17 protein-coding genes and 1 riboswitch are annotated in these 18,271 nt (G+C 68.2%); of the genes, 5 read left to right on the forward strand and 12 right to left on the reverse strand.

The annotated features are described in order from the left end of the window. Window positions 1-6 precede the first annotated feature (6 nt). Window positions 7-123, reverse strand: a riboswitch (SAM riboswitch). A gap of 362 nt (window positions 124-485) precedes the next feature. From trpD to OG741_RS11225, 5 genes are all read right to left on the reverse strand, one after another. After that, window positions 486-1,550 carry an anthranilate phosphoribosyltransferase gene (gene trpD / locus OG741_RS11205; RefSeq protein ID WP_405596665.1) on the reverse strand — a complete coding sequence of 355 codons (1,065 nt, stop codon included), beginning with the start codon at window positions 1,548-1,550 and terminating at the stop codon, window positions 486-488. Between the two features lie 129 nt (window positions 1,551-1,679). After that, window positions 1,680-3,305, reverse strand: coding sequence for a cytochrome bc complex cytochrome b subunit (locus OG741_RS11210; protein WP_405596666.1), 1,626 nt, complete (start codon window positions 3,303-3,305; stop codon window positions 1,680-1,682). Then, entirely contained in the window at window positions 3,302-4,357 is a 1,056-nt protein-coding gene (locus tag OG741_RS11215; protein ID WP_405596667.1) for a Rieske 2Fe-2S domain-containing protein, read from the reverse strand. Before OG741_RS11215 ends, OG741_RS11210 begins: the two co-directional genes overlap by 4 nt. Then, window positions 4,354-5,163, reverse strand: a complete 810-nt coding sequence (locus OG741_RS11220; protein WP_405596668.1) for a c-type cytochrome — start codon at window positions 5,161-5,163, stop codon at window positions 4,354-4,356. The genes OG741_RS11215 and OG741_RS11220 overlap by 4 nt, the downstream gene beginning before the upstream one ends. 77 nt (window positions 5,164-5,240) lie before the next feature. Further along, window positions 5,241-5,861 carry a heme-copper oxidase subunit III gene (locus OG741_RS11225; RefSeq protein ID WP_266477278.1) on the reverse strand — a complete coding sequence of 207 codons (621 nt, stop codon included), beginning with the start codon at window positions 5,859-5,861 and terminating at the stop codon, window positions 5,241-5,243. 178 nt (window positions 5,862-6,039) lie between these two features. On the opposite strand from OG741_RS11225, the gene OG741_RS11230 reads away from it, so the two are divergent. Next, on the forward strand, window positions 6,040-6,441 hold the full coding sequence (locus tag OG741_RS11230) for a hypothetical protein (protein WP_266477276.1): 402 nt from the start codon (window positions 6,040-6,042) through the stop codon (window positions 6,439-6,441). A gap of 16 nt (window positions 6,442-6,457) precedes the next feature. On the opposite strand, the gene OG741_RS11235 is transcribed toward OG741_RS11230, so the two are convergent. The 4 genes from OG741_RS11235 to coxB all read right to left on the reverse strand — a co-directional run bounded on the left by OG741_RS11235 (window position 6,458) and on the right by coxB (window position 10,917). Then, complete coding sequence (locus OG741_RS11235) at window positions 6,458-7,708, reverse strand: Ig-like domain-containing protein (protein WP_405596670.1); 1,251 nt, start codon at window positions 7,706-7,708, stop codon at window positions 6,458-6,460. 121 nt (window positions 7,709-7,829) lie between these two features. Continuing rightward, window positions 7,830-8,228, reverse strand: coding sequence for a cytochrome c oxidase subunit 4 (locus tag OG741_RS11240; RefSeq protein ID WP_405596671.1), 399 nt, complete (start codon window positions 8,226-8,228; stop codon window positions 7,830-7,832). Further along, the gene (gene ctaD / locus OG741_RS11245) at window positions 8,225-9,964 is read right to left on the reverse strand and encodes a cytochrome c oxidase subunit I (RefSeq protein WP_361908412.1); all 1,740 of its coding nucleotides are present in this window, start codon (window positions 9,962-9,964) and stop codon (window positions 8,225-8,227) included. The genes OG741_RS11240 and ctaD overlap by 4 nt, the downstream gene beginning before the upstream one ends. Further along, window positions 9,961-10,917, reverse strand: coding sequence for a cytochrome c oxidase subunit II (coxB, locus tag OG741_RS11250; RefSeq protein ID WP_405596673.1), 957 nt, complete (start codon window positions 10,915-10,917; stop codon window positions 9,961-9,963). Before coxB ends, ctaD begins: the two co-directional genes overlap by 4 nt. Window positions 10,918-11,166: 249 nt before the next feature. On the opposite strand from coxB, the gene OG741_RS11255 reads away from it, so the two are divergent. Continuing rightward, the gene (locus OG741_RS11255) at window positions 11,167-12,549 is read left to right on the forward strand and encodes a cysteine desulfurase/sulfurtransferase TusA family protein (RefSeq protein ID WP_405596675.1); all 1,383 of its coding nucleotides are present in this window, start codon (window positions 11,167-11,169) and stop codon (window positions 12,547-12,549) included. A gap of 64 nt (window positions 12,550-12,613) precedes the next feature. On the opposite strand, the gene OG741_RS11260 is transcribed toward OG741_RS11255, so the two are convergent. Next, on the reverse strand, window positions 12,614-13,588 hold the full coding sequence (locus OG741_RS11260; RefSeq protein WP_405596677.1) for a carbohydrate kinase family protein: 975 nt from the start codon (window positions 13,586-13,588) through the stop codon (window positions 12,614-12,616). A gap of 130 nt (window positions 13,589-13,718) precedes the next feature. Here OG741_RS11260 and OG741_RS11265 point away from each other — a divergent pair, with 130 nt between their 5' ends. Together OG741_RS11265 and OG741_RS11270 are read left to right on the forward strand one after the other, a co-directional pair. Then, the gene (locus OG741_RS11265) at window positions 13,719-13,925 is read left to right on the forward strand and encodes a hypothetical protein (RefSeq protein ID WP_405596678.1); all 207 of its coding nucleotides are present in this window, start codon (window positions 13,719-13,721) and stop codon (window positions 13,923-13,925) included. A 118-nt stretch (window positions 13,926-14,043) separates the two neighbouring features. Beyond that, on the forward strand, window positions 14,044-15,522 hold the full coding sequence (locus OG741_RS11270) for a hypothetical protein (protein ID WP_405596679.1): 1,479 nt from the start codon (window positions 14,044-14,046) through the stop codon (window positions 15,520-15,522). A gap of 86 nt (window positions 15,523-15,608) precedes the next feature. Here OG741_RS11270 and OG741_RS11275 read toward each other — a convergent pair whose 3' ends face one another. After that, the gene (locus OG741_RS11275; RefSeq protein WP_108148255.1) at window positions 15,609-15,965 is read right to left on the reverse strand and encodes an iron-sulfur cluster assembly accessory protein; all 357 of its coding nucleotides are present in this window, start codon (window positions 15,963-15,965) and stop codon (window positions 15,609-15,611) included. Between the two features lie 276 nt (window positions 15,966-16,241). On the opposite strand from OG741_RS11275, the gene nadA reads away from it, so the two are divergent. Then, window positions 16,242-17,432: a quinolinate synthase NadA gene (gene nadA / locus OG741_RS11280; RefSeq protein ID WP_405596681.1), complete on the forward strand. Its 1,191-nt coding sequence runs from the start codon at window positions 16,242-16,244 to the stop codon at window positions 17,430-17,432. A 73-nt stretch (window positions 17,433-17,505) separates the two neighbouring features. Here nadA and OG741_RS11285 read toward each other — a convergent pair whose 3' ends face one another. Next, window positions 17,506-18,183 carry an alpha/beta fold hydrolase gene (locus OG741_RS11285; protein WP_405596683.1) on the reverse strand — a complete coding sequence of 226 codons (678 nt, stop codon included), beginning with the start codon at window positions 18,181-18,183 and terminating at the stop codon, window positions 17,506-17,508. Window positions 18,184-18,271 lie beyond the last annotated feature (88 nt).

Raw genomic sequence — 18,271 nt, forward strand, 5'->3', positions numbered from 1 at the left:
TGCAGGGGTCCGCGCTTGCCGCAGACCTCGCTGCCTGCGGCCTGGTCTTCACCCGGGGCACCCCGCCACGGACGGAGGGTTGCCGGACAGCGAGCCGGGGCTTATTCGCTGTCACTCATGACCTGCCGAGAAGTATGCCAGTCGTTCGCGCCGTCGCAAGCCGTGTCCGCATCCCGGGACGCGGGACCCGGGGGCTGCGCCCCAGTGCCCGGCGCCCCGATAATCCCGCGCCCCGAGGGCGCCTAGGTCCTGTCCGGTCGATCAGGCCGGATCAGTGAGCGGCCCGCCGCGGAGCGGCTGATGTCACTGCGGTGCGTGCGATCGCAGGCCGGAGGATGGGGGTCCCCCCGCCGAAGGCAGGGGGGAGCCGACGCGGAGCGTCGGCGACTGACGCAACGCGGCATGGGGGCACCTCCCGTGCCCGAAGGGCTACGGGGGAGTGCGTGCCAGGGCACGCGAACCCGGCACGATCGGCCGGACAGGGCCTACGCGTTGCTGACAGCCACCCAGCGCTTGAGCGCCGCCTTCGCCGCACCCGAGTCGATCGACTCCGCGGCCCTGGCCATGCCCGCCGCAAGCTGCTCGTTGAGCGTGCCGTCCGTCGGCTCCAGCGCCACCAGAGCCCCGGCCGCGTTCAGCAGCACCGCGTCCCGTACGGGCCCCGTCTCGCCGCTCAGCAGCCGGCGCGCGACATCCGCGTTGAACGAGGCGTCCGCGCCCCGCAGAGCCTCCACCGGCACCAGGTCGATGCCGATGTCCCGCGGGTCGAAGGCCTCCTCGCGCACCGTCCCGTCCCGCACGACCCACAGGCGCGAGGTGGCGGTCGTCGTCAGCTCGTCCAGGCCGTCGTCGCCGCGGAAGACCAGCGCCGAGGATCCGCGCTCGGCCAGTACCCCGGCCATGATCGGCGCCATCCGGGCGTCCGCCACACCCGTGGCCTGGGCCTTCACCTTCGCCGGGTTGGTGAGCGGGCCGAGGAAGTTGAACGTGGTGCGGATGCCCAGCTCCTTGCGGGCGGCCGCCACATGCCGGAGCGCCGGGTGGAACTTCACCGCGAAGCAGAAGGTGATCCCCGCCTCCTCGGCGACCTGGGCGACCCGCTGCGGGGTCAGTTCCAGATTGACGCCGAGCTTCTCCAGTACGTCGGACGCGCCGCTCGCCGAGGACGCGGCGCGGTTGCCGTGCTTGACGACCTTCGCGCCGGTTCCGGCGACCACGATCGCGGACATCGTGGAGATGTTCACGGTCTTGGCCCCGTCGCCGCCCGTGCCGACGATGTCGACGCTGGGCCCGGGCACCTGGATCAGGTTCGCGTGCGCGTACATGGTGCGTACGAGACCGGAGATCTCCTCGACCGTCTCGCCCTTGGCCCGCAGGGCCACCGCGAAGCCGGCGATCTGGGCGTTCGTCGCCTCGCCTCTGAGGATGCGGTCCATGGCCCATGCGGTGGCATCCGCGCTCTGGTCGCGGTTGCTGAGAAGGGCCTCCAGCACGCCCGGCCAGGAGTGGGCCGCCACGCTGTCGCCGCCAACCGGGGTCACAACGTTCATGGTCCACTCCTGGGTCCACAGCCGAACAGGGATGCTCCCACCCTATCCAGCCCCGGGCACAGCGAAGAGCCCCGTCCGGCGAATGGACGGGGCTCCCGCTGTGGCGACCGCGGCACGCGGCCGGTGGGATCAGTGGTGGCCGTGGCCGCTCGTGATCTCGTTGAACTCGTCGGCCGTCGGCTTGGGGATCTGGTTCCCCTCGCCGTAGTAGCTCTTGCTCAGCTTGGCCCTCAGCTTCTGGCCGCGGGTGGGCTTGCGCACGACACCGTTCTCGTCGACCGTCGGGCCGATCTCGACCGGCTCGTACTGCTCGTGCACCGTGAGCGTGTGCAGCGCGCCCTGGCTGAGCGGCTCGTGGACCTCGACGAACTCACCGTGCGGCAGGCGCTTGATGATGCCGGACTCGCGTCCGTGCAGCACCTTGTCCCGGTCGCGACGCTGCAGACCCATGCAGATCCGCTTGGTGACGACGAAGGCGATGACCGGTCCGGCGAAGAAGGCGATCCGGACGAACCAGGTGATCGCGTTGATCGAGAGGTGGAAGTGGGTGGCCCAGATGTCGTTTCCACCACCGATCAGCAGCACGAAGTACCAGGTCAGCCAGGCCACACCGAAGGCGGTACGGGTCGGGGCGTTGCGCGGGCGGTCCAGGATGTGGTGCTCGCGCTTGTCGCCGGTGACCCAGGACTCGATGAACGGGTAGACCGCGATCGCCACCAGCACCAGCGGGAAGATCACCAGCGGGATGAACACACCCAGGACGAGTGTGTGACCCCAGGCGTTGATCTCCCAGCCCGGCATGAACCGGATCAGGCCCTCGGAGAAGCCCATGTACCAGTCGGGCTGGGCGCCGGTGGACACCTGGTCCGGTCGGTAGGGACCGAGTGCCCAGATCGGGTTGATCGAGGCGACCGCCGAGACGACCGCGATGACACCGAAGACCAGGAAGAAGAAGCCTCCGGCCTTGGCCATGTAGATCGGCAGCAGCGGCATGCCGACGACGTTCTTGTTGGTCCGGCCGGGACCGGCGAACTGCGTGTGCTTGTGGAAGAACACCAGGATCAGGTGTCCCACCAGCAGGCCCATCATGATGCCGGGCAGGAGCAGGATGTGGATCGAGTAGAACCTGGCCACGAAGTCGCCGCCGGGGAACTCCCCGCCGAAGAGGAACATCGACAGATACGTGCCGACGATCGGCACCGACAGGATCGCGCCCTGCATGAAGCGGACACCCGTACCGGACAAGAGGTCGTCCGGGAGCGAGTAGCCGGTGAAGCCGGTGAACATGCCGAGCACCAGCAGCAGGAAACCGAACAGCCAGTTGACCTCGCGCGGCTTGCGGAACGCGCCGGTGAAGAAGACGCGCATCATGTGGACGAGCATGCCCGCGACGAAGATCAGGGCCGCCCAGTGGTGGATCTGCCGGATCAGCAGACCACCGCGGACGTCGAAGCTGATGTCCAGCGTCGAGGCGTACGCCTCCGACATCCGCACACCCTGCATCGGGATGTAACTGCCGTGGTACTCCACCTCGTTCATCGACGGGTGGAAGAACAGCGTCAGATACACACCCGTGAGGATGATGATGATGAAGCTGTAGAGGCAGATCTCACCGAGCATGAAGGACCAGTGGTCCGGGAAGATCTTGCGCATATTGGCCTTGGCCAGGCCGTAGATCCCGAGCCGGCCGTCCGCCCAGTCGGCCACCCGCTCACCGGCGGGCGCCTTGCGCTTGGACTCTGCTGAAGTACTCATCCGCGCTCCCAGAAGGCAGGACCGACAGGCTCGTCGAAGTCGCCGAGCGCCTCGAGGTTGCCCTCGGCGTTCACACCGATCCGCAGCTGCGGAAGGCGGTGACCGGCCGGGCCGAAGATGACGCGGGCGCCGTCGGCAAGGTCGAAGGTGGACTGATGGCACGGGCAGAGCACGTGGTGCGTCTGCTGCTCGTACAGGCTGATCGGACAGCCGACGTGCGTGCAGATCTTCGAGAACGCCACGATGCCCTCGTGCGACCACTCGAGCTCGCGCTTGTCCTTGATGTCGTCCGGCTGAATCCGGACGATCATCAGCGCCGCCTTGGCGATTTCCTTCTGGAAGTCGTGTGCGTCCTCCTCCAGGCCCTCGGGCATGGCGAAGGTCAGCGAACCGACGACGACATCCTCGGGACGCAGCGGCTCATTGGTGTTCATGTTGATGAGCTGCTTGCCCTTGGCCCACAGCGTCGAGCGCAGCTTCTTCTCGGGCAGCGGGCCCAGGTCGCGCAGCAGCACCAGACCGGAGAGCGGCACCATGGCCAGCGCGCCGAACATGGTGTTGCGGAGCAGCTTGCGCCGGCCGAAGCCGGACTCCGCGGCACCGGCCGCGAAGTCCGCCATGACCTTGGCCCGGACCTCGGGCTCGGCCTCGATCGGGTGACGCTCGTCGGCGATCTCCTGATCGGACATCAGGGTGCGGGCCCAGTGGACCGCCCCCGCGCCGATGCAGAAGAGCGCGACGCCGAGCGTCATGCCCAGCGAGAAGTTGAGAGAGCTCACATGGCCGAACGGCCAGATGTAGACGATCTCGGTGACCGGGAAGATCACGTACGAGGCGATGAAGGCGATCGTGGCCAGCATCGACAGCGTGAACAGGAAGGCGACCGTGCGCTCGGAGCGCTTGGCTGCCCGCTCGTCGACGTCCTGGATACGCGGCTTGTGTGCCGGCAGGCCGGGGTCCGCGAACGGATCCTCCGCGACCTCCACCGCGCCGTGCGCGGCGTCGTCCTGCGCTGTGGGCAGGTTCTCTTCTGGAATCTCTTGGCTACTCATGACTTCTTGGCCTTAGCGGTGTGGGCCGCGACCCAGATGGCGACTGCGATCAGCGCACCCAGTCCGAAGACCCAGCCGAACAGTCCCTCGCTGACGGGGCCGAGGCCACCCAGCTTGAGGCCGCCGGGGCTCTCGGAGTCCTCGCCGTTCACGGTCTGGATGTACGCGATGACGTCCTGCTTCTGCTTCTCCGGCATCACAGTGTCGGGGAAGGACGGCATGTTCTGCGGGCCGGTCTGCATGGCCTCGTAGACATGCTTGGGGTCCACGCCCTCAAGGCTGGGGGCGTACTTGCCGTTCGTCAGGGCACCGCCCTCACCCGTGAAGTTGTGGCACTGGGCGCAGTTGGTACGGAACAGGTCGCCACCCTTGGCGATGTCCGCACCCTCGGGGCTGTACTGCTTCTCGGTCGGCGTGATCGGACCGGCGCCGAGGGAGGCGATGTACGCCGCGAGCTGGTCGATCTCACTCTGCGAGTAGATGACCTTCTTCTTCGGCACCTGCGCGCCGGGCTGCTGGGCCGGCATCCGGCCGGTACCGACCTGGAAGTCGACCGCGGCGGAGCCCACGCCGACGAGGGACGGGCCGTCAGAGGAGCCCTCACCGCCGGGTCCGTGGCAGCTGGCGCAGCCGACGGTGTAGAGCTTTTTGCCCTCCTTGATGGCGAGGGACTGGGCGGTTTCATCGGCCTGCGCCTTGTCCGCGGGTGCGAACGCGGCGTACAGCCCCCCAGTTGCCGCCAGCGCGAGGAGTAGGACGACGACCGCCGCCAGCGGATGGCGTCGTCGTGAGGAGAGCTTTTTCACGGATTACCCCGGTGTCAGGATCTTCTGCGTCGATGCTTCTGGACTGTGTCTGCTTCAGGCAGCGAGTGCCCGCGCCGTTACTTGATCATGTAGATCGTGGCGAAGAGGCCGATCCAGACGACATCGACGAAGTGCCAGTAGTAGGACACGACGATGGCGGCGGTTGCCTGCTCGTGAGTGAATCTCCTGGCCGCGTACGTCCTGCCGAGGACCAGCAGGAAGGCGATCAGGCCGCCCGTCACGTGCAGGCCGTGGAAGCCGGTGGTCAGGTAGAACACCGAGCCGTACGGGTCCGAGGACAGCGAGAGGCCGTCCTTCTTGACCAGCTCGGTGTACTCGAAGACCTGACCGCCGATGAAGATCGCACCCATCACGAAGGTGAGCGCGAACCAGGCGCGGAGCTTCTTCACGTCGCCCCGCTCCGCGGCGAATACGCCGAGCTGGCAGGTGAGGGAGGAGAGCACCAGGATCGTGGTGTTCGTCGCCGAGAACGGGAAGTTGAGGGCCGAAGCCATTTCCTTCCAGTGCTCTGCGCCCGTCACCGATCGCAGGGTGAAGTACATCGCGAAGAGGGCCGCGAAGAACATCAGCTCGGAACTCAGCCAGATGATGGTTCCGACGCTGGTGAGGTTCGGCCGATTGACCGACGGGTGCGCGTGCCCGGTTTCTACTGTCGTTGCTGTCGCCACGACCGACATTATGTCGGTCGCTTATCCCGCCCTCACTCCGGGGGGTGCCGTTCGGTGTGTCAGTGGGCTCTGTCCAGCCCGAACGGCCCATCGAAGCCATGTCCGAAGAGCTGTTGACAGCCAGTTGATCGGAGTAGCATCCGCGCATCGGTTCCTGATGCAGTGCCGCCGTCGATTCGGAGGAACAATGCAGTCGAGCGCCACGGTCCTGGTCTACAGCGACGACGCCAACACGCGCGAGCAAGTGCGCCTGGCGGCTGGACGCAGGCCTGCGGCCGATGTTCCCCCGGTCGAGTTCGTCGAGTGCGCGACCCTTCCCGCCGTACTGAAGCGGCTGGACGACGGCGGTATCGACGTCTGCGTCCTGGACGGGGAGACGGTTCCCGCGGGCGGTATGGGTGTCTGCAGGCAGATCAAGGACGAGATCTTCAACTGCCCGCCCGTGCTGCTGCTGATCGGCCGCCCGCAGGACGCCTGGCTGGCCACCTGGAGCCGCGCGGAGGCCGCGGTGACCCTTCCGGTCGATCCGGTGGAGTTCGCGGACACACTGGCCGCCCTGCTGCGCGGCCGGCTCGCCGTGGAGGCGTGAGCAGCGCCCGCGCCGGTCAGACCTCGGGACGCAGCCGTGCCGCGTCGGCGGTGCTGCTGCCGTCCGGGGTGTCGGCCACCAGGGCACTGCCCTTGAGCCACTTCTCCCAGTCAAGGTTCCAGTCGCCGAAGCCGTTGCCGAACGGGTCCATCTCGTCACCGGCGCTGTTGACGACCTTGACGATGTCGCCCTCCTTGACGGTCTCGAAGAACCACGCGGCGTTGCCGGTGGACATTCCGGTGCAGCCGTGGCTGACGTTTGCGTACCCCTGTGAGCCGACGGACCAGGGCGCGGCGTGGACGTACTCGCCGCTCCAGGTGACACGCGTCGCGTAGTAGACGGGCAGGTCGTACGAGTCGGCGCTGCCCTCCGCTATGCCGATGCTGGTACCGCGCATCCGTACGAAGTACTCCTTGCCGAGCACCACCTTGATTCCGTTGCGCGTGGAGAAGCCGGGCTTGCCGGTGGTCACCGGAATGGTGTTGATCACTTCTCCGTTGCGCTTGACCGTCATCTGGTGCGATCCGGCGTCGGTGATGGCCTCGATACGGTCCCCGATGGTGATCTTCAGCGCCTTCGAGGCGCCGCCGTAGAGCTTGGCGGAGACCTTGACGCCCTGGAGGTTGCTGACGGCGTTCACGGTCGCGCCGCTGGGCCAGTACTCCTTGGGACGGAAGTGCAGCTTCTTGTCGTCCACCCAGTGCCAGGCGCCCTCCACGGCGGGGCTGGACTGGACCTTCAGGGCGCGTTCGACGACGGCTCTGGCCGCCTTGTCCTTCACGGGGAGGCTGAGCTCGGCGGTGATGGGCTGGCCGACCCCGTACGTGCCCGCCTTGGGGCCGAACTTGACCGTCAGGAACTTGGAGGCGGGTGCGGTCTCGAAGGTCAGCGTGCGGACGCCCGGGGCGCCGTTCACGTCCTCCGTGGCCACCCTCACCGTGTACTTGGCGCCGGCCGACAGGGAGCCGGTGGAACGCCATCGGGTGCCGTCGGCGTCGAGTTCGCCCGCGAGGAAGTGGCCGGAGTCATCTATGACGGTCACATCGGTGATGCGGCCGCCGTCACCCTCGGCGGTGACTTCCAGCGGCTTGTCCGGGTCGACCTTCTCGTCGCCGGTGGGCGTGTTGAAGGAGACCTGCTCGGAGGCGTCGAAGGGCTTGGCGGCGAGCGGGTTGTCGGAGTCGCCGCACGCGGTCGCGCCCGCCCCGAGCGAGACGACCAGCAGAGTGCAGCTGAGGACGGTGCGGATGTGCGGCGTGTGGTTCATAAGCACACGTTATGAAGATCACTCGGTAACGGCGCGCCGAGTGACTGCAAATGGAGGGGGCCCGGGTCCCCCTCAGGAGTGAGGGGGACCCGGGCCCGTCCCGTGCGTTGGTGATGCGGAACTACTGGTTCTGGTTCTCACCGCGGTAGTACTCGAACACCCAGCCGAAGATGCCGACCAGGATCAGCGGCGCCGAGAAGTACAGGATCCACCAGCCCATCGCGACGGCGAGGAACGCGAGCGCACCACCGGTGGCCAGCGAGAGCGGCTGCCAGCTGTGCGGGGAGAAGAACCCCACCTCGCCGGCCTCGTCCGCCACGTCGGCGTCCTTGTTGTCCTGCGCCATGGCGTCCACTCGCCGGGCCGTGAAGGCCAGGTAGTAGCCGATCATGATGCTCAGCCCGAAGGCCAGGAAGAGCGCGGTGGTACCGGCGGGCTCCTGCGACCACACGCCATAGACGATCGCCATGACGAGGATGAAGAAGCTCAGCCAGAGGAACATCTTGCCCTGGACCCTCACTTGCCTGCCTCCTTACCGCCGGTGATGGCCGAGCTGCCGGCGCCGTGGTTCTCGAGCTGGTCGAGCGCCGCGATCTCCGGGTGGTGCAGGTCGAACGCCGGGGATTCGCTGCGGATCCGCGGCAGGGTGAGGAAGTTGTGCCGCGGCGGCGGGCAGGACGTCGCCCATTCGAGCGAACGGCCGTAGCCCCACGGGTCGTCGACCTCGACCTTCTTGCCGTACTTGGCGGTCTTCCAGACGTTGTAGAAGAACGGCAGGACCGACATGCCGAGCAGGAACGAGCTGATCGTGGAGATGGTGTTCAGCGTCGTGAATCCGTCGGCGGCCAGGTAGTCCGCGTAACGACGCGGCATGCCCTCGGCACCCAGCCAGTGCTGCACCAGGAACGTGCCGTGGAAGCCGATGAACAGCGTCCAGAAGGTCATCTTGCCGAGCCGCTCGTCCAGCATCTTGCCCGTGAACTTCGGCCACCAGAAGTGGAATCCGGCGAACATCGCGAAGACCACGGTGCCGAAGACGACGTAGTGGAAGTGCGCGACGACGAAGTACGAGTCGGAGACGTGGAAGTCCATCGGGGGCGAGGCCAGGATGACGCCGGTCAGTCCACCGAAGGTGAAGGTGACCAGGAAGCCGATCGTCCAGAGCATCGGTGTCTCGAAGGACAGTGAGCCCTTCCACATGGTGCCGATCCAGTTGAAGAACTTCACACCGGTCGGTACCGCGATCAGGAAGGTCATGAAGGAGAAGAACGGCAACAGCACGCCGCCTGTGACGTACATGTGGTGCGCCCACACCGTCACGGACAGACCGGCGATCGCGATGGTCGCGCCGATCAGGCCGATGTAACCGAACATCGGCTTGCGGCTGAAGACCGGGATGATCTCCGAGACGATGCCGAAGAAGGGCAGGGCGATGATGTACACCTCTGGATGGCCGAAGAACCAGAAGAGGTGTTGCCACAGCAACGCGCCGCCGTTGGACGCGTCGAAGATGTGCGCACCGAACTTGCGGTCCGCCTCCAGCGCGAAGAGCGCGGCGGCCAGCACCGGGAAGGCGAGCAGGACCAGCACACCGGTCAGCAGCACGTTCCAGACGAAGATCGGCATCCGGAACATCGTCATGCCGGGAGCACGCATGCAGATGATCGTGGTGATGAAGTTGACCGAACCGAGGATCGTGCCGAAGCCGGAGAAGGCCAGACCCATGATCCACATGTCGGCGCCGACACCCGGCGAGCGGACCGCGTCCGACAGCGGGGAGTAGGCGAACCAGCCGAAGTCGGCCGCACCCTGCGGGGTGAGGAAGCCGGCCACCGCGATGATCGAGCCGAAGAGGTACAGCCAGTACGCGAACATGTTCAGCCGCGGGAACGCCACGTCGGGCGCGCCGATCTGCAGCGGCATGATCCAGTTCGCGAATCCGGCGAACAGCGGCGTCGCGAACATCAGCAGCATGATCGTGCCGTGCATCGTGAACGCCTGGTTGAACTGCTCGTTCGACATGATCTGCGTGCCGGGACGGGCCAGCTCGGCGCGCATGAAGAGCGCCATGAGTCCGCCGATGCAGAAGAACGCGAACGACGTGACCAGGTACATCGTGCCGATGGTCTTGTGGTCAGTGGTGGTCATCCACTTCACGACCACGTTGCCCGGCTGCTTGCGCCGTACCGGCAGCTCGTTCTCGTACGAGTCGTCAGCTGCTGCGGCGGCACCCTGAGGTTCGTTGAGGATGCTCACAGTTGGTTCTTCTCCGCATTCCTGGCCGGGTCCGTCTGCTCAATGCCCGACGGGATGTAGCCGGTCTTCCCCTCTTCCGCCAGCTCCTTCAGGTGCTGCTGGTAACGCTCCGGGGAGACGACCTTGACGTTGAAGAGCATCCGGGAGTGGTCGACGCCGCAGAGCTCGGCGCACTTGCCCCTGAATGTGCCCTCACGGGTGGGGGTCACCTCGAAGACGTTGGTGTGCCCCGGGATGACGTCCTGCTTGAAGAGGAAGGGGAGGACCCAGAAGGAGTGGATGACGTCGCGAGAGCTCAGGATGAACCGGACCTTCTCGCCCTTGGGCAGCCACAGGGTCGGGCCCGGGTTGCCGTTCTGCGGGTTCCGGGTGCCCGGGACACCGGCGTCGTAGACGCCGCCCGCGTTCGCCGGGAAGTCCGCGCGGTACTTGTCCGGAATGGCGCCCAGGTTCTTGTCGTCCTTGGCGTCACCCGTGGAGCCTGCCACGTTCTCGATGTAGTTGAAGCCCCAGCTCCACTGGTAGCCGACCACATTGACCGTGTGGGCGGGCTTGGAGAGAGCGAGGAGCTTCGTCTCGTCACGCGCGGTGAAGTAGAAGAGCACCGAAACGATGATGAGCGGAACAACCGTGTACAGGGCCTCGATGGGCATGTTGTACCGGGTCTGCGGAGGTACCTCCACCTTGGTGCGGCTGCGCCGGTGGAAGATGACACTCCAGATGATCAGCCCCCACACCAGGATGCCCGTGACGAGCGCTGCCGCCCACGAGCCCTGCCAGAGGGAGAGGATCCGGGGCGCCTCCTCCGTTACCGGGGTGGGCATTCCCAGGCGGGGGAAGTCCTTGTATGTGCAACCGGAGGCGGTCGCCAGGACCACGCCCGCGGTCAGCACCTGGAGCAGCTTCCGCCGCATCGGGCGCCGCGACGAGCGGTCGGAGCCGTTGGGACTCACGTAGCGCCTTCCCGAGAGTCTCGGCCCGCGCGGCATGCCGCGGCCGTCTCGCTGGTCGGTCGCCGGCCCTGACGCGGGCAGGGGTTTGGATGTTTATGCGGACCAAACCCTACTGGACGCTATTTGGGGTCGCGCGGGGAGGGTGCCCAACGCGCCGTCCGACACCCCGAAGGGATGGAAAGCCCCTGGAATCCCGGCCTCCGGCAGGCTTCTGACGCCCCTTCCGCGTACTGGAGTTAGCGTGGCAATGTGCCTTACTTCGATGTCGCTTCCTCCGCTCCGCTGCACCCGGTCGCCCGGCAGGCCCTGCAGGCTTCCCTCGACGAGGGCTGGGCCGACCCGGCCCGGCTCTATCGCGAGGGGCGGCGCGCCAGGCTGCTGTTGGACGCGGCGCGGGAGGCGGCGGCGGAGGCCGTGGGCTGCCGCCCGGACGAGCTCGTGTTCACTCCTTCGGGGACGCGCGCTGTTCACCTGGGAATTTCCGGCGCGCTCGCCGCGCGTCGGCGTGTCGGGCGTCACCTGGTCGTTTCCGCGGTCGAGCACTCCTCGGTGCTGCATTCGGCGGGCGCGTACGAGGGGGCGGAGGGCGGGACGGTGACCGAGGTCCCGGTGGACCGGGCGGGCGCGGTGTCCGCGGCAGCCTTCGGTGCGGCCCTGCGCGAGGACACCGCGCTGGCCTGTCTGCAGTCCGCCAACCACGAGGTCGGCACGGAGCAGCCGGTCTCCGAGGTCGCCGACGCCTGCCGGGCGGCCGGCGTGCCGCTGCTGGTGGACGCGGCGCAGTCACTCGCGTGGGGACCGGTGGCCGGGGACTGGTCGCTGCTCACGGGCAGCGCGCACAAATGGGGCGGCCCGGCGGGGGTGGGGCTGCTCGCCGTACGCAAGGGTGTCCGGTTCGCCCCCCAAGGTCCCGCCGACGAGCGGGAGTCGGGGCGGTCGGCCGGCTTCGAGAACATCCCGGGGATCGTGGCGGCGGCGGCCTCGCTGCGGGCGGTGCGGGCGGAGGCGGCGGACGAGGCGGTACGGCTGCGGGCCCTGGTGGACCGGATCCGCGCGCGCGTGCCGGAGCTGGTCCCGGATGTGGAGGTGGTGGGCGATCCGGTGCGGCGGCTCCCCCATCTCGTCACGTTCTCCTGTCTCTATGTCGACGGAGAGACTCTGCTGCACGAACTGGACCGAGCGGGGTTCTCCGTCTCCTCGGGCTCCTCCTGTACGAGCAGCACGCTCACGCCGAGCCATGTGCTGAGGGCGATGGGGGTGCTCTCGGAGGGCAATGTCCGCGTCTCGCTCCCCCTGGGGACGCCGGAGGCGGACGTCGACCGCTTCCTGGAGGTCCTGCCGGGGGTGGTCGCGGAGGTACGCGAACGCCTCGGCGCGCCCGTCTCGCCCGCCGCGACCGCGGGGACGGCGTCCCTGGTGGTGGACGCGCTCGGGAAGCGGTGCCCGATCCCGGTGATCGAACTGGCGAAGGTGATCGGGGACGTGCCGGTGGGGGGCACGGTGACGGTGCTCTCGGACGACGAGGCGGCGCGGCTGGACATTCCGGCGTGGTGCGAGATGCGGGGGCAGGAGTTTGTGGGGGAGGAGGGGGCGGAGCGGGGCGTGGCGTATGTGGTGCGGCGGGTGGTGTGAGGGCTCCGCCACCCAGCCCCGCCGGCGTTTGAGGCGCGGGGTCCGGGGGCGGAGCCCCCGGGTTCTACTTCAGGTGGGTCCGGACCTCGGACGCCGCGTCGTGGCCGTACGCCTTCGTGAAGCGGTCCATGAAGTGCGCCCGACGCAGCGTGTACTCCTGCGTGCCCAGCGTCTCGATCACCAGCGTCGCCAGCATGCAGCCCACCTGGGCCGCGCGCTCGTGGCCCACGCCCCAGGACAGGCCAGACAGGAAGCCCGCGCGGAACGCGTCGCCGACGCCGGTCGGGTCGACCTTGGCGTCCTCCTCGGGGCAGCCGACCTCGATCGGCTCCTCGCCCTCCTGCTCGATGCGGACGCCGTTCGAGCCGAGGGTGGTGACCCGGGTGCCGACCTTGCCCAGGATCTCGGTGTCGGTCCAGCCCGTCTTGGACTCGATGAGCCCCTTCTCGTACTCGTTCGAGAAGAGGTAGGTGGCGCCGTCCAGGAGCGTGCGGATGTCGTCGCCGCTCATGCGCGCGATCTGCTGGGAGAAGTCCGCGGCGAACGGGATGGAGCGGGTCCGGCACTCCTCGGTGTGGCGGAGCATCGCCTCCGGGTCGTCCGCGCCGATCAGGACGAGGTCGAGGCCGCCGACCCGGTCCGCGACGGACTTCAGCTCGATCTGGCGGGCCTCGCTCATGGCCCCGGTGTAGAAGGAGCCGATCTGGTTGTGGTCGGCGTCCGTGGTGCACACGAAGCGCGCCGTGTGCAGGACTTCGGAGATCCGGACGGACGAGGTGTCCACGCCGTGGCGGTCGAGCCAGGCGCGGTACTCGTCGAAGTCGGATCCGGCCGCGCCGACGAGGATGGGCCCGCTGCCCAGCTGGCCCATGCCGAAGCAGATGTTGGCGCCGACACCGCCCCTGCGGACATCGAGGTTGTCGACCAGGAAGGAGAGGGAGACCGTGTGCAGCTGGTCCGCGACCAGCTGGTCGGCGAAGCGGCCGGGGAAAGTCATGAGGTGGTCAGTGGCGATGGAGCCGGTGACTGCGATTCGCACGGCGAAGACGCTCCTGTGGCGGGGTGGCGTTGACAGTTAACGCTACCGGGTTTGGGCGCCCGCACTGAAGTGCGGAAACTACCCGATAGTAGGCCTTTTGTCATGGACCCCCGATGCATACGGTGCGGATATGACGAAGCCCATCGCCCCGCGCGAGCCGCGAGAGTCCGAGATCAGTCTGGCCCAGCTGCGCGGAGATTGCGCGCGAATGGCACCCCACTGGGTGGTTCCCGCGGCCGCCGTTCCCGCTCCCGTGCCTCCGTCGCACATTCATGGTGTCGTGGTACCGGCGTCTTCGGCCAGGTTGCTCGACGCCATGTCCGAATACGGCGACTGAGTCAAGGGCGTACAACCCAGGGCGCACAACTGAGCGCGCGCAAGGGAACCGTGCGCTCCCCCGCTCCGTCCCATCCGTGACCCCGTGCGACGGGGTCACGGAGACAAGGAGCGATGCGGTGAGCAGTACGGAAGAGACGCACGACAGCCCCCGCCGCCGGCGTTCCCCGTTCGCCGTCGCCTCGGTGGCGGCGGCGGTGCTGGTCGCGGGCGGGGGTACGTACTTCGCGACAGCGGGCTTCGGGGGCGGCCACGACAGCGCCGACGCCAAGAGCGGCGCGCCGGGCCGCGGCGGCAATCCGCCCCCGCTCGCTGTCGACAGCCGTACGGAGGGCGGGGACCGGGGCGGCATCGCGCCCGGTGAGCCCGACCCCTCGGGCGGCGGCGTGGTCTACAAGGCCGAGGGCAAGCTGCCGGCCGGACCGGCCGAGGCCGCTGTCCACCGTACGAAGGGCGCCGTGACCGCGGCCGAGGTGACCCGGCTGGCGAAGGCGCTCGGACTTCCGGGCACACCCCGGCTGGTCGGCCCGGCCTGGAAGATCGGGGCGGACAAGGACGGCGCCGGCCCCCTGCTCCAGGTCAGCAAGCAGGCGCCGGGCACCTGGACCTTCGCCCGGTTCGTGGCGACACCGGGCGGCGACAACTGTCTGAAGGGCAAGGAGTGCCCAGCGCGCGGCGAGACCTCACCGACGGGCGCGAGCCCGGTGAGTGAGCAGGCCGCGAAAAAGGCCGCGTCGCCCGTACTGAAGGCGCTCGGTCAGAGCGACGCCGATCTGGACGCACGCCAACTGATGGGCGCGGTGCGCGTGGTGAACGCCGACCCGCTGGTCGACGGGCTGCCGACATACGGCTGGACGACCGGGATCCAGGTAGGCGCGGATGGTCATGTGGTGGGCGGCAGCGGGCAGTTGAAGACGCCCCAGAAGAGCGACGAGTACCCGGTGATCTCGGCCCAGGAGGCGCTGAAGCAGCTGAACAAGGACTCCCGGGGAAGCGGCACGATCGGGATCGGCGGCTGCGCCACGCCGGTGCCTCTGGAGGGCGAGCAGAAGCCCGAGACCCCGTGCACGCCGAAGACCAGGGTGAAGGGTCCGGAGCAACTGACGGTCACCAAGGCCGTGTTCGGTCTGGCCGCGCAGTACGTGGACGGGCAGCAGGCGCTCGTACCGTCGTGGCTGTTCGAGGTGAAGCCGAAGGGCGGGGCCCAGCCGTTCACGGTCACGCAGCTCGCGGTGGACCCGAAGTATCTGAAGGAGACCACTCCGCCGCAGCAGGACATCAGGCCGACCGAGCCGCCGCAGACTCCCCCGGCGCCGTCCGACCGGCGCATCGAGTCCTACACCGTGAGCGGGCGGACTCTGGCCCTGACCTTCTGGGGCGGTGTGTGCAGCGACTACGCGGCCAAGGCGAGCGAGAGCGGCACCTCGGTGTCGGTCCGGATCGTGGAGACGAATCCCGACCCCGGCCGGGTCTGCATCGCCATCGCCAAGGAGATCACCGCGAAGGTGACGCTGGACAAGCCGCTGGGTGACCGGAAGGTCGTGGACGCGGCGACAGGTGAGGCCGTCCCGGTGAGGCCGTCCGTCCCGGCGAAGTAGCACGCGGGCACACGAAAACGAGCATACGAAGGCGGCGGCCCCGGGCATCGGGGACGCCGCCTTTCGTACGTGCGAGGTGCGAAGCCCTAGCTGAAGGAGTCGCCGCAGGCGCAGGACCCGCTGGCGTTCGGGTTGTCGATCGTGAAGCCCTGCTTCTCGATCGTGTCCACGAAGTCGATGGACGCGCCACCCAGGTACGGGGCACTCATCCGGTCGGTGACGACCTTGACGCCGCCGAAGTCCTTGACGACATCGCCGTCGAGCGAGCGCTCGTCGAAGAACAGCTGGTAGCGCAGGCCCGAGCAGCCGCCGGGCTGAACGGCCACGCGCAGGGCCAGGTCGTCCCGGCCTTCCTGCTCCAGCAGGCCCTTCACCTTGGCTGCGGCGGCGTCGGACAGGAGGATGCCGTCGCTCACGGTGGTGGTCTCGTCCGATACGGACATCTGCTTCTCTCCCGGGTTGTACGGAGACTGCTTGCCGACGGTTGCAACCGGCGGGGCCCGGGATTCATTCCGGGCGAGCCCTGGTCTTTCCCCTTCATGCTCGCACACCGGCCCAGCGAGGGGCAGCGGCCTGTGGACGGACGGGTGTACCGGGGGTGTACGGGAGGGAGCAGGGGGGTGCGTCACATCGACGCTATGGACATCGTCAAAGTGACGTGAAGCAGTTATGATAGATAGCGTCAAATAGACGAGAAGTGCCTCTGCAGAAGAGAAAGGGTGCGTGACGTGACCACCGCCCAAGCCCGCCCTGAGCTCGACGTCCAGCCGACGCCGCTCGCCCTGCTGCTGCTCGGCCGCGAGGCCGACCCCAGGAGCGAGCGCGGCGTGGAGTGCCCCGGCGACCTGCCGTCCCCGTCCGACCCGGACCTGGTGGAGCGCGCCCGTGCGGCCAAGGAGAAGCTCGGCGACAAGGTCTTCGTCCTCGGCCACCACTACCAGCGCGACGAGGTCATCCAGTTCGCCGATGTCACCGGCGACTCCTTCAAGCTGGCCAAGGACGCCGCGGCCCGGCCGGAGGCCGAGTACATCGTGTTCTGCGGTGTGCACTTCATGGCCGAGTCCGCAGACATTCTGACCTCCGAGGACCAGAAGGTCGTGCTGCCCGACCTGGCCGCCGGCTGCTCGATGGCCGACATGGCGACGGCCGAGCAGGTCGCCGAGTGCTGGGACGTGCTGTCCGAGGCCGGTATAGCCGAGCAGGTCGTGCCCGTCTCGTACATGAACTCCTCGGCGGACATCAAGGCCTTCACCGGCAAGCACGGTGGCACGATCTGTACGTCGTCGAACGCGAAGCGTGCGCTGGACTGGGCCTTCGAGCAGGGCGAGAAGGTGCTCTTCCTCCCCGACCAGCACCTGGGGCGCAACACCGCGGTGCGCGAGATGGGCATGTCGCTCGACGACTGTGTCCTGTACAACCCGCACAAGCCGAACGGCGGGCTGAGCGTCGAGCAGCTGCGGGACGCCAAGATGATCCTGTGGCGCGGGCACTGCTCGGTGCACGGCCGCTTCTCGCTGGACTCGGTCGACGACGTGCGCGAGCGGATCCCGGGCGTGAACGTGCTCGTCCACCCCGAGTGCAAGCACGAGGTCGTGGCCGCCGCGGACTACGTCGGCTCGACGGAGTACATCATCAAGACGCTGGAGGCGGCCCCGGCCGGTTCCAAGTGGGCGATCGGCACCGAGCTCAACCTGGTCCGCCGGGTCGCGAACGCGCACCCCGACAAGGAGATCGTCTTCCTCGACAAGACGGTCTGCTTCTGCTCGACGATGAACCGCATCGACCTGCCGCACCTGGTGTGGGCGCTGGAGTCGCTGGCCGAGGGCAACCTGGTCAACCGGATCCAGGTCGACAAGGAGACGGAAAGCTTCGCGAAGCTCGCGCTGGAGCGGATGCTGGCGCTGCCGTAACGCTTGCGCTGTGCCTGCGAGGGGCGCCCCGGCCGATCGTGGCCGGGGCGCCCCCCTTTTCGCCACCGGAGATCTAGCGGCAGATCAGGTCGGCCAGTTCCGCCGGGCGGCTCAGCGCGAGGAGGTGTCCGCCGGGCATCTCCTCGACGGTGATGCCCAGTCGTTCGCGCGCGATGCGGCGCTGGAAGTCGAGCGGGAAGAAGCGGTCCTCGCGCCCCTGGATGCAGCGGGTGGGGACGTCCGGCCAGGTGCTCAAAGGCCAGGGCTGGGTGAACACGGCCACCGTCGGTCCGGCCTCGCCCTGGGTCATGGCCTCCAGGGTCACCTCCTGCGGAACGTCGTGGAAGAAGTCGGTCAGCATGTCGAAGGCCGCGTCCGGGTCCCGGCCCTCCTGCACCGCGAAGGCCGCACGGGCCTTGGCCTGACCGGTGTTCGCCCACCAGTCCCCCGCGCTCTCGCCGGGGGCCGGCACCATGGGGCTGACCAGGATCAGCCCGTCGACGGGGATGCGCTCGCAGACGAGCGGGGCGATGAATCCGGCCAGCGACTGCGCGACGAGGACGAGTTCGCCGCCCGTGGGCGCGCCGATCGCCCGGACGACAGCGTCGGTGTACTCGGCGAGACCCGCAGACTCGTCCTGGGGCAGGTCCACGGTCACCACGTCATGGCCACGTGCGCGCAGCTCGGGCACGACCAGGTGCCAGTACCACGCGCGGCCGTCCGCGCCGGGGATCAGTACGTACCTCGTCATGCGACTCTCTTTACCCCTAAATGACCCGAAAAGCACCGCACCCGGCCGCGTCCCCCACAAGGGATCGCCGCCGGGTGCGGTGCTTCGC

This window comes from Streptomyces sp. NBC_01410, assembly GCF_045040195.1.
GTDB lineage: Bacteria > Actinomycetota > Actinomycetes > Streptomycetales > Streptomycetaceae > Streptomyces.